Annotated in this window: 13 protein-coding genes and 1 pseudogene; 7 read left to right on the top strand and 7 right to left on the bottom strand. The window is 46.1% G+C overall.

Translation table 11 applies throughout. The features are described from left to right. On the bottom strand, window positions 1-227 hold a 227-nt coding region (locus tag WMO20_RS13910), incomplete at its 3' end, for a DUF3847 domain-containing protein (protein WP_435387773.1). Between the two features lie 86 nt (window positions 228-313). Here WMO20_RS13910 and WMO20_RS13905 point away from each other — a divergent pair. From WMO20_RS13905 to WMO20_RS13875, 7 genes are all read left to right on the top strand, one after another. Further along, window positions 314-853: an RNA polymerase sigma factor gene (locus WMO20_RS13905; protein ID WP_223383315.1), complete on the top strand. Its 540-nt coding sequence runs from the start codon at window positions 314-316 to the stop codon at window positions 851-853. After that, on the top strand, window positions 846-1151 hold the full coding sequence (locus WMO20_RS13900; RefSeq protein WP_270564082.1) for a hypothetical protein: 306 nt from the start codon (window positions 846-848) through the stop codon (window positions 1149-1151). Before WMO20_RS13905 ends, WMO20_RS13900 begins: the two co-directional genes overlap by 8 nt. Before the next feature lie 12 nt (window positions 1152-1163). Beyond that, entirely contained in the window at window positions 1164-1541 is a 378-nt protein-coding gene (locus WMO20_RS13895; RefSeq protein WP_270564083.1) for a DUF4367 domain-containing protein, read from the top strand. 171 nt (window positions 1542-1712) lie between these two features. Beyond that, window positions 1713-2099, top strand: coding sequence for a hypothetical protein (locus WMO20_RS13890; protein ID WP_223383317.1), 387 nt, complete (start codon window positions 1713-1715; stop codon window positions 2097-2099). 156 nt (window positions 2100-2255) lie between these two features. Then, window positions 2256-2648 carry a hypothetical protein gene (locus tag WMO20_RS13885; protein ID WP_223383318.1) on the top strand — a complete coding sequence of 131 codons (393 nt, stop codon included), beginning with the start codon at window positions 2256-2258 and terminating at the stop codon, window positions 2646-2648. An 11-nt stretch (window positions 2649-2659) separates the two neighbouring features. Then, entirely contained in the window at window positions 2660-3367 is a 708-nt protein-coding gene (locus WMO20_RS13880; protein WP_015536562.1) for a hypothetical protein, read from the top strand. Window positions 3368-3577: 210 nt separating this feature from the next. Further along, window positions 3578-4504, top strand: a complete 927-nt coding sequence (locus WMO20_RS13875) for a trypsin-like serine peptidase (RefSeq protein ID WP_005924705.1) — start codon at window positions 3578-3580, stop codon at window positions 4502-4504. A 776-nt stretch (window positions 4505-5280) separates the two neighbouring features. Here the strand turns inward: WMO20_RS13875 and WMO20_RS13870 are convergent. The 6 genes and pseudogenes from WMO20_RS13870 to WMO20_RS13845 form a co-directional block, all read right to left on the bottom strand. Then, window positions 5281-5562, bottom strand: a complete 282-nt coding sequence (locus WMO20_RS13870) for a DUF6061 family protein (RefSeq protein WP_015536560.1) — start codon at window positions 5560-5562, stop codon at window positions 5281-5283. Between the two features lie 89 nt (window positions 5563-5651). Then, window positions 5652-5930: pseudogene (locus tag WMO20_RS13865) on the bottom strand (DNA topoisomerase III); the annotation flags it as partial. A 100-nt stretch (window positions 5931-6030) separates the two neighbouring features. Next, complete coding sequence (locus WMO20_RS13860) at window positions 6031-6765, bottom strand: DUF4366 domain-containing protein (protein ID WP_349187254.1); 735 nt, start codon at window positions 6763-6765, stop codon at window positions 6031-6033. Further along, complete coding sequence (locus WMO20_RS13855) at window positions 6749-7021, bottom strand: DUF4315 family protein (protein WP_097800090.1); 273 nt, start codon at window positions 7019-7021, stop codon at window positions 6749-6751. Before WMO20_RS13855 ends, WMO20_RS13860 begins: the two co-directional genes overlap by 17 nt. Before the next feature lie 12 nt (window positions 7022-7033). Then, window positions 7034-8767 (bottom strand): C40 family peptidase, encoded by a 1734-nt coding sequence (locus WMO20_RS13850; protein ID WP_349187252.1) that lies wholly within the window; start codon window positions 8765-8767, stop codon window positions 7034-7036. Beyond that, on the bottom strand, window positions 8764-9761 hold a 998-nt coding region (locus WMO20_RS13845; protein ID WP_349187250.1), incomplete at its 5' end, for a VirB4-like conjugal transfer ATPase, CD1110 family. The genes WMO20_RS13845 and WMO20_RS13850, both read right to left, overlap by 4 nt.

Genomic DNA, 9761 nt, shown 5'->3' with positions numbered 1-9761 from the left:
ATTTTCAGCAGCTCCATCACCTGATCGTTGGTGAGTTCTTCCGGCGCAATCAGAAAACTTTCCAGCATTCCGGCACGGGTACACAGCCGATGCACACGGGCCTTGCGGGTCAGCTCCGGTATCTGGTGTTCCAGAATTTTCTCCCGGTGCTGGTAGTAGCGCAGCTGCTGTTCTGCTTTGGCTTTCTCGCTGCGGAGATAGGCGAGATCGGTTTTCGGTTGGGTCAATGGCATCACGCTCCTTTTCAAAAGTTGGTTGTATTCGACATTTTTATTGGTTCGTGGTACACTACACACAATCAATGTGAATAGAGGTGACTGCGTTGCTTGCGTTATATCTAAGTGTGCTTGATGATCGAAACTTTGAAGAAGATTTTACCGAGGTGTACAATACATACAAACGGCTGGTTTACCATACCGCTTACAAAATCATGGATGATTCGTATCTGGCAGAGGATGTGCTACAAGAGGTATTTTTGTACGTTGCAAAAAATTTTTCTAAAATTCATCGAGAAAACTGTCACGAACTCGCTGCTTATCTCGTTAGTTGTAGTAGAAGCCGTGCATATGATATGCTTCGCAAACAACGAGAAGAATTGCTGGAAGATGTCCCAAACGAACCAGATGCCGCTCCGGTGCCGGATGATGCAGCAGTTAGCACCGATAACATTGAACGTCTAACAGAACTGATTGGCCAAATGAAACCGATGTACCGTGATCCGCTACGCCTTTTGGCAATGGGATATACAAACCGTGAGATTGCAAAATCGCTGGGATTAACGGATGAAGTGGTACGAACACGGCTCTTTCGAGGACGAAAACTATTATGGAAGGAGATGAACAGCCATGAGTGAGCGGACAGACATTTCATTTGATGCGGCTTTGATGATGGCACTTCGTGCAGATGCGCAAAGAGAACTGGATTCGCTTCCAACGCCAAAGCAGTTTGAGGAAATCTACCCAGATACGTCCCAATGGGACGAACGAATGACAGAGGCCTTAAAGAAGAAAAAGCACCACCCAGTGTTGAAACGAGTACTAATTGCGGCATTGACACTCGTAATGCTGACGGTTGGTGCTCTTGCGGTCAGCGCTGATTTCCGCAGGGCAGTCTATACGATGATTCAAAAATTTCTGCCCATTGAGATGTAGCTGACTTATCAGGTGGATGGCGAACCGCTGGAGTGGCTCCCGGATGGATACAGCGACCATTATGTGCCGAACGGCTTTGAAATGGACGATGTGCAGAAATTTGAGCGAGCAGAAAACTTTTTACATGTTTACTCGTCAAAAGAAACAGAGGAAAGCTACACAGTCCGTTGCTCAATTATCCAGCCAGGGCAGCAGTCCCTGTTTGATAATGAGCATACAGTGTACGAAACCGTAAAGGTCGGAGAAGCAGATGGTGTACTTGGAACCAGTACGGATGAACATGGAAAGAATGTTTATACTCTAAGTTGGGAACATCGGGGGATTACACATACCGTTATGGGAAACATTCCATACGATGAGATTATGAAAATTGCGGAAGGTATCCGTTAAGAAAGCTGGACACTTGTGAGAGTTCACAAATGTCTGGCTTTCTTTTTGTCTGAACTTACAAAGATGGAAAATTTGAAAAATTTTCTCCTGAAAATTGAAACGAAGCGAATGCGAATTGCGTTGATTATACAAAGGCTCTTGATGGGAGCAAAAAAACGGAGGTGTATGTCTATGTCGAAAAAGCGTTTGTTGTCCATTGTTGTTTCAGCGGTGATTCTCTTGAGCTTTGCCTGCACCGCAATGGCCGCTGAAAAGTCTGAACGGTATGTAGGCGATAGTACGGTCAACGGATCTATTTACCAAACATACTATCAGGTTGATGCCCAGACTCGAACTGGAGTAAAGAAAATCAGCGTTTCAGGCGTTCTCTATGAAAAGGGGACAATTGGAACATGGCAAAAAGTAAGTAGCTGCTCAAACAGCAGCACGACCTCAACCTGCATGGTGAGCAGTAGCTTTAACACTAAGCCCGGAAAATCTTATAGGCTTGAGTATTCTGCGACCTTTAGCTATTCCGATGGACGGAGCGAAACCATTACCGGAAGTACCAGTAGATAAGTGGAGTTTGTTATATATTTCAGCAAGTTAGAAAGGTGTGAGGTAATTATAAAGGCGAGACCAACGCGAGTTATCCGATACCTAGCTATAGTCGCACTGTGCTTGCTTTTGGGCTTTATGCTTGGAAGAAAAAGCAAATATGAAAAACGAGATTATTTGAAACAATTCAAAATTGGAAAAGCAACATACTCTGAATCGTTGATATATGAGGCTTATGGCGGATTGCAAAATGATGGGATAATGTTAGCGGTATACTACGATGTGGATGCAGCCAAAATTATTCATCAACTCGATTCATGGGAGAAAATTAATGATTCTCCAACCATATCTTCTATATTAAAAAATGTGTCGTCATATTTTGGATTAGATTTTGTGATTCCTGAAATTGCAAGTGGAAATTTTTTTCTTTATGATAATAGTCAGCATAAGGAACTACGCTCGGAAGCCGAAATGAATACATTGCTTTTACATTCTGAAGATGTGAATTTTAGTCTCGTTGTCTGGGATGATGAGAAGCACACAATTTATATAGTAGAGTACAGAATTTAAGGAGGTTCGTTATGAAGAGGTTCGTATCATTAATTCTTTCAGTGTGTTTTTTGTTTTCGATAAATACTGTGTCTTATGCTGCTAACATAAGCAGCCGTAAAGCTAGCAATCCTGTTATTCAAAGCATGAATGATAAGTATCATGTTGATTTTTCGGGAATGTCGATAGATGAATTAAATAAGTTTATCGATAAGATGAAAGATGAAGATCAAACACGTGCATCTGGAAATTTGTTAAATAATACACAGCTTGCATGGTTGGCAGCTGCGCAAATTGCACGGGATAAGGGATATGAATGTGCGGCTCTTATGGTTGAATTCTCTGTATATAATATTGACTATTCTGAGAGTGTGACGGATTCTTCGACGCCATTGCTTGACAAGTTAAACACGACAACAGTTTTTAATAATTATAAAAACAAAGTACTTAATAGTGGCTTGAAAGATTTTAGTGGAGGAAGTTGGTCTTTTACAATTCAAAAGTCTGATAATGCAGATTTATTCTATGCATTGCATAGGGTAAGCACCTCTGGAACAGGCTTCATGATTGGTAATTCTATAATGTATTACTTGATTACCGTTCATGACACATTTGATTTTGCATATGACAACAACTATGACGACTTGTTTACTACTACAGTGAACAATTGGGCTTGGTTGTGCCAGCAGACGCATGTGTTGAATCCCATAGAGATAAATCTTAGCACGGCTATTGGATAAAAAATCAGTGGTATTTATTTTTTTGCGAAAGTAAAAGTTGAAATCTAAAATAAGGATGGCTCTAACGTATGAAAAATTTTACGGAGGTGTTTCCAATGCAGAGCAACTGATGTATAAGAAATCTTGTGTATACTCTAAAAGTAAAGAAGGAAAATTAAAATAGCTAGTGAAAAAATATCTCGTAGAATTTTTTTGAAAGCAAGTGGGATTGTGGCTCTTTCTTCAATGGAGCTTAACTCTGGGCTGACTGCTTTTGCAGATAATCAAAGTGATGGAAGCAAATCTCATATCGAGAGATACCATAGATACGATTTTGATACAAAAGAAGAATCTATAGAGGAAATTATAGTTGAAACCAATTCCTTCACGGATGGAGAGACAACTGCAGGCTATTTTCCAAATGGAAAGATTTCGGATATTGATCTATCCGATCTGTATGCGATTATCGGAAGCAATGATATCACTGTTGTTGATAATCCAACGGCAACACCATATTGTAGTACGGTATGCCTACAGATAACGACCAATAATGGAGGGACAAATTATGGTTCTGGATTTATGATTGGGCCTAATGCACTTGCAACAGCAGCACATAATCTATACAGTATAAAGGAAAAAGCCTACGTTAAGTCGGTAAATGTCGCACCTGCTCGATCTGATAATAGTAAACCTTTTGGAAGCGAAAATGTATCGGCAAGTTCGATGATTGTTAGTGATTCTTATCTTGCTGGAACAAGTTCGGAGGATTGGGCGATTATTACGCTCAAGAATAATTTAGGAACGAAAACGGGATGGCTTGGGTTACATTGGCAGTCTAGCAATTATTCATCATCACAGTTGGTGTATGCTTATGGCTATCCGAGCCAAATAAATGGTGCCGATGCGAGATATCGGATGTGTAAATCTTCTGGGTATATTAGAAGTCAGACTTCAAAATATCTCAAGGGCGATTGGGATTTGACAGGTGGCTTTAGTGGTGGTCCTCTTGTAGAATATATTTCTGGAGCTGGGTATGTAGCTATCGGAATCCATAAAGATGGAAGCACAATTGATGGTTCTTCATATCCAACTTCTTATACAGGGGCATTGAGAATAACACAATCGCTTTATACGCTGTTCCTTTCATACAGAGGTTGATAAAATGAAATGCAAACGGAAGATTATGGTTGGCATAGCATTTGTGGCAGTGGTTCTCTGCATTCTATTTCAATCGAATACATTCGGAAGAAAAAAATCGGAACTTATAATTGAAGAAGTTGACCTGAAGAACAATTGTATTTATGCGACTGCAAAAAATCAATTATATGATACGGATGACAATTATATAATTTATGGCGTATCAAACTACTTGAAAGGAAATCTTCAGTTGTCGTATCTTAAAGAAGGCGAAAGCATTCTTGTGATATCAAACGGTAAGGTGTTGCTATCAGATCCGTATCAATTTGATAAAATATACAGTATTCAACTGTTGCAATAGCGTTTCATTTTCTCAATAAATAATATAAGCTATTTACAGCTGCCTCCTCTGTTAAGTGGTGGTGCAGTGCTTATTCTCAATAACGATGCGATTGATGAAAATGATAGACCTTTTTGGAATTTAGAATTTTCTCAATAATCAAGCCCCCAAAATGGCAAACTTGAAATCATCGAGAGATACATAAAATATAGGGTTAAATCGACTTTCGTGTCGAAAAAACAAGTGCTAGAAATAGCAAAATCCATTGAATTTTAGAATGACATTTATAAGAAACCAGTAGATTTGCCTGATATTTGTGATTTCTTTGACCGTTGGGCCATTGATTTTGCACTACATTGATTTTGCACTACTATGAGCAAAGGAAAAACTTAAAATAAGCAAACAACCCGCCATTTGCAGCGACTGCAAGTAGCGGGTTGTTTGGCCTATTTAGAGGTTAGTCTTTCAGTTTGCCATGGTCACAGCCAAGTGAGAGATAATGCTCAATCTCACCACTCAGCACAAGCTGGACGCACTCCAAGGGCTTGTTGTATAGTAGCCAATCAAGTTCAGCTCGCTGTGCCGGGGTATTGCCGTATTCGTCCTCGATGGCAAGGCAGTCAATGGCAATGGCAGAGCCATCAGCGAACTGGGCTTCCGCTCGGTTGGTGTCCATATTATAGTGCCAAGAACGTGCTTTTTGAGAACTATTCTGGTCAAAAATTCGATTTTGTTTCATTTGAATGCCCTCTTTGATGCTTTTATGATTTAGTTTTTTGACGAGATGAGGTCTCTTTTTTCTTTCTCTTGAGTCACCCAACCGCACTATCCTGCATCGCAACTGTTCACGATGCTATCCACATCCGGGCGGTGCATCAGCTTTTGCAGGATGCCGAACTGCTTTTTGGTGCTGGCAGACACCAGATACTGCCACTTTTGCGGCAGGATGGGCAGATCTGCGATGCTCCACTTGGTGTACTTTTCGTCATAGACATTGGGCGGAGCAAGTTCCACCAGATGACCAACGCACCAGCTTACCAGATAGCCGTTCCCTTCAAGGTAGCCATCCTGACGGCTGGTGGCACCGAGGACTTTGGCATAGGACATGGCAACCGATGGTTTTTCTGCCACGATCAATTTTGCGATAAAAATCCCTCCAATCTGTTTTGGATTGCAATATGTAAGGCGGCAAACGCCGCCAATAGAATTATTCTTCTGCGTTATCCTCCTCGCCGGTCTCCTCCGGCTCATCCTCCACAGGGATTTCAAAGTCGCCCTTGTCCTCAGTGTAGTTTGCATCGGGGTCAAGGGCTTCTTTTTCTGCCTGCTTTTTCTGCTTCTGCTTCATAAAGGTGTAAATGCCGCCGCCAGCAACCAAACCGACCAGCGCCAATACGCCTAAAAATGTGGCAGCATACTTCGTAACTTTGTTGCCACCAGTCTGTTCAGAACCGGATACCTCCGCTTCTTCCGCAGCCTTTTTCGCATCCTCTTCGGCCTGTTTGCGCTCCTGCTCTGCCTGCGCCGCCGCTTCTTTTTCGGCGGTGTAGGCATCGGCAGCATCCTCTTCCATCAGAGCCAAAAGGTCTGCTTCGTCCACCAGATTCATAAAGTGGACGGTCTGCTGCCCCTTGGCGTTGCGGTCAATCACCAGATAGAAAGTCGCACCCGACTTCGACACCAGTGTAATGAACTGCTGTCCGCTGCCATCCGAGTAACTTGTGTGGTAATCGTCCACCAGCGTCAGATTGCCCTCCGGGGTCAGAGCACCGGTTTCCTCATCGGTCACGGTGACTACATCTTCTTCATCGGTGGTAGAAGTCAGGACAGGCTGTTCCACTTCCTCCGTAGGCTCACCGCCATAGGCAAAAGCAGGAGCCGCCATACCAGCGCACAGTGCCACCGACAACATCAGGGCACAGAACTTATTCATCATCTTCATTGGAATCGTCCTCCTTATTAAAGGTAGCACCGACCGCGGACAGCGCAGCCGGGGTCGGGGTGGAAGTTGCAGACTGGCGCAGCAGGGCGGCAAGCTGTTCCGGCGTGACCTTGGCGGTGCGCACCATCTCGTTGACCTCGGCAGCTTCTGCTTCCTGAATCCTCCGTTCAAGGCTTTCAATGCGAGTGTTGATCTTAATGCGACGCTCCCTTTCCTTTTCCAGAGAAGCGCGCAGCTTATCGAGTTTTTCGCTCATTTCTTCCTCCAATCATTTTGAGAGCCGCCCAAAACCGGACAAATATTTCTGCCAGTAGGACGAATGAATATTGGCATACTTTATGGGGTCGCCGGCGGACACCATCATGCCGTTTCCAAGGTAGATGCCCACATGACTTTTCCCCGGCGTATCATACGTTCCCTCGAAGAAAACAAGGTCTCCGGGCTTTGCTTCGGCTTCAGAAATATGCTGGCTCTTGTTCCACAGACCGTTGGCGGTGGTGCGCCCTACATTGTAGCCGTTCTGGTTGTACACCCAGCAGACGTAGCCGCTGCAATCGAACCCGGTTTCCGGGGTGGAGCCGCCCCACACATAGGGCGTGCCCACATACTTTTGAGCTTCCTTGTAGATGGCCGCAAATTCCTCGTCCGTCAGGGCTTCTGCCGGAACCTGATAGTCGATGCCCGGTGTGCCGGAGCCATCGGAGCCACCGGGCGGCAAGCCTCCATTAAAAAGATAAGGTCTGCCGCCCAAGGTGTCCTGAAAGATCTCATACCGTTTCCACTGGTCGTTGTCCAGTTCCTCTCGGATGACGACTTCCAGCCCTTTGTTCACCAATTTGGTGTGGAAGATGCGGTACTCGTAGGGCACCTGCGTGGGAACCGGGATTCCTGCCGGGCTGATGACCCAGACCGTCTTATACCGTATCTGCACCTCCACCCATGTGGTCAGCTTGTACTGCTTTTTGAAAGTCTCCTTCAACTTGCCCTGCACCTCCGACCGGGTGTAATCGTCATAGAGAGTCGTGAGAAAAGAGGTCAACTGCCATGGGTCATGCTCGATGGGGTCAAGGTGATACTGGTACTCGTTGTAGCCGGGGTGGTCGGTGGGGGTGCGCTTGATCTTTTTGTCCAGCTCCTTTTCCAGCTTCTTGTAGTCGGTTTCGGCTCCCCGAATGTCCCGGTCCTCTGCGGTGTAAATGGTCTGCCCGGATACCTGCGTGGTGCCGGAGAACAGAATGGAACAGGACGAAAACGCTGACATGACCAGCAGCAGGAGCAAAAGAAAAACGCCCACGATCAAAAGAACGTGCGCGTTGCTTTTTGCAAAATTGGCAATGCCGTTGGCTGCGGTGCTGACCACCGATTTTCCTTTGTCAATGACCCGCTCCATGCCGGACTTCGCAGCAGTGGTGCCATTGGATACCGCCTTGCCGCCTGCGGTCTGTGCAGCGGTGCCGCCCGACCGGGTTGCGGCACGGTAGCTTTTCTGAATATCCTGTTTCTGCCACCACCGGGAGCACCAGTTGGAGTTGCCCTCACTGCTGGTTGCTTCTGCACTTTGAGCCTTGTCTGACCCGAACGCAGAAGATTTTGCAGTAGGCGTGTTTTTCTTTGCTTGCAGCTTGGCTTTCTTTTTCAGCTTCCTTGCATAACGATTCTTTGAGAAATCGCTGACTGCTTCTTCGGACTTCACGCCTTCATTGAGAGCCTGTGTGCCCACATTGTCGTCCTCGTACTGGTCAACCTCCCGATGTGCCGCAGACCGGGCGGCAGCGGCGGCATACATAGCACGTTTCTGCTGCTTTGTCATGCGGGATGCTTCATCCGGGGTGATCTCGGCTTTGCCAAAACGCAGGTGCTGCGCCCTTTCAGCAGCCTTATCTGCATCGGTTTTCAGCTTTTTCTTTCTGGGCACCGACTGCTCCACCTTGGGTTTCTTCGGGGGAGAACGGGTCTTTTTTGCGGACGATTCCTCTTTGATGATCAGTTTCGGTTCACTCATTTCTGTGCGCCCTCCGAGATCTCGTTGAGCTTGGTCGTGAGGATGCGGTAGAGTTCAAGGTCTTTCGGGAAGTGGTCAACAAAGGGCAGGATCACGTTACCGAAAAACAGCAGCCCTTCACCTTCGCCGGAGTGGGTAACGTAGGAAAGCTGATGCGGGCTGATATTGAGCTGCTTTGCGAGGATTTGCCGATCACCGTTCGCCTGATTGAGCATATAAACGAAGTCCGAATTCTCAAAAATATTTGATACTTCGGGACTTGCCAGCAGATCTTTGACGTTCTGCGTTAGGGCTGTCGGGATGCCGCCCCACTTACGAAAACGCTTCCAAATTTCAACGCTGTACGCCGCAGTCTGTTCCTCTTTCAGCAAAAGGTGGAACTCGTCTGCATAGTACCGGGTGGATTTTCCGGCACTGCGGTTGGCTGTCACACGCCCCCACACGGCATCCTGCACGATGAGCATACCCAGCTTTTTGAGCTGCTTGCCCAGCTGCTTGATGTCAAAGCAGACGATGCGGTTATTGATATCTACGTTGGTGTGGTGATTGAAAATGTTCAAACTGCCCTTGACGTAGATTTCCAGCGCAGCCGCCACATGGCGGGCTTCCGGTTCGTCTTGCGTCAACAGTGCATTGTAGAGGTCTTCCAGCAGCGGCATATTTTCCGGGATGGGGTTCTCGAAATACTTGCGGTAGACCACATGGACGCAGCGGTCAATGACCGTCTTTTCCACCGGCTGCAAGCCCTCTTTGCCGCCGACCACCAGTTCGCACAGGGACAGCACAAAGTCGGCTTTCAAAGCCAACGGGTTGTCCTCCTCCGAGTAGTTGCTGTTGATGTCCATAGGGTTGATATACTGGGTACTGGCAGGGCTGATGTGGATGACCTGCCCATGCAGACGCTCCACCAGCGGAGCGTAATCGGCTGGGTCAGCGGTGTTACCACCGCTTTCCCGCCTAAGAACCGTACGTGACAGTTTCCCGTCATACGGCT

Origin of the sequence: Faecalibacterium intestinale (assembly GCF_040096575.1) — a bacterium.
In the GTDB taxonomy this organism is placed as follows: domain Bacteria; phylum Bacillota; class Clostridia; order Oscillospirales; family Ruminococcaceae; genus Faecalibacterium; species Faecalibacterium intestinale.
The sequence above is the reverse complement of the archived record's forward strand: the minus strand, read 5'-3'. Positions and strand labels throughout refer to the sequence as shown.

Bases quoted from the DNA above. Each gene is read 5' to 3' on its own strand.
- WMO20_RS13900 (WP_270564082.1), top strand. From the start codon at position 846: ATGAGTGAGCGGACAGACATTTCATTTGATGCGGCTTTGATGATGGCA.
- WMO20_RS13890 (WP_223383317.1), top strand. From the start codon at position 1,713: ATGTCGAAAAAGCGTTTGTTGTCCATTGTTGTTTCAGCGGTGATTCTC.
- WMO20_RS13850 (WP_349187252.1), bottom strand. From the start codon at position 8,767: ATGAGTGAACCGAAACTGATCATCAAAGAGGAATCGTCCGCAAAAAAG.
- WMO20_RS13855 (WP_097800090.1), bottom strand. From the start codon at position 7,021: ATGAGCGAAAAACTCGATAAGCTGCGCGCTTCTCTGGAAAAGGAAAGG.
- WMO20_RS13870 (WP_015536560.1), bottom strand. From the start codon at position 5,562: ATGAAACAAAATCGAATTTTTGACCAGAATAGTTCTCAAAAAGCACGT.
- WMO20_RS13880 (WP_015536562.1), top strand. From the start codon at position 2,660: ATGAAGAGGTTCGTATCATTAATTCTTTCAGTGTGTTTTTTGTTTTCG.
- WMO20_RS13860 (WP_349187254.1), bottom strand. From the start codon at position 6,765: ATGAAGATGATGAATAAGTTCTGTGCCCTGATGTTGTCGGTGGCACTG.